Raw genomic sequence first — 233 nt, 5'->3', positions numbered from 1 at the left:
CCACTACCCGCTCCAATAAAAACTTGAAAGTTTTTATGTAACATAATATGCGTTTTTAGCTCAGCTGGATAGAGCAACGCCCTTCTAAGGCGTGGGCCAGGGGTTCGAATCCCTTAAAACGCACCATTTGCACCATTAGCTCAGTTGGTAGAGCACCTGACTCTTAATCAGGGTGTCCCCGGTTCGAACCCGTGATGGTGCACCAAAAAACATGGTGGACGTAGTTCAGTTGG

General features: G+C 47.6%; 2 tRNA genes. Both read left to right on the top strand.

The window, feature by feature from the left end:
• Window positions 1–49: 49 nt before the first annotated feature.
• Window positions 50–126: transfer RNA gene (locus B3N22_RS03100), tRNA-Arg, on the top strand.
• A 3-nt stretch (window positions 127–129) separates the two neighbouring features.
• Window positions 130–205: transfer RNA gene (locus B3N22_RS03095), tRNA-Lys, on the top strand.
• Window positions 206–233 lie beyond the last annotated feature (28 nt).

The sequence above is a fragment of the Clostridium sp. UBA1652 genome (assembly GCF_002320975.1).
Lineage (GTDB): Bacteria > Bacillota > Clostridia > Clostridiales > Clostridiaceae > Clostridium_T > Clostridium_T intestinale.
Note: the sequence above shows the minus strand (reverse complement) of the source record. Positions and strands in the feature narration are given on the sequence as shown.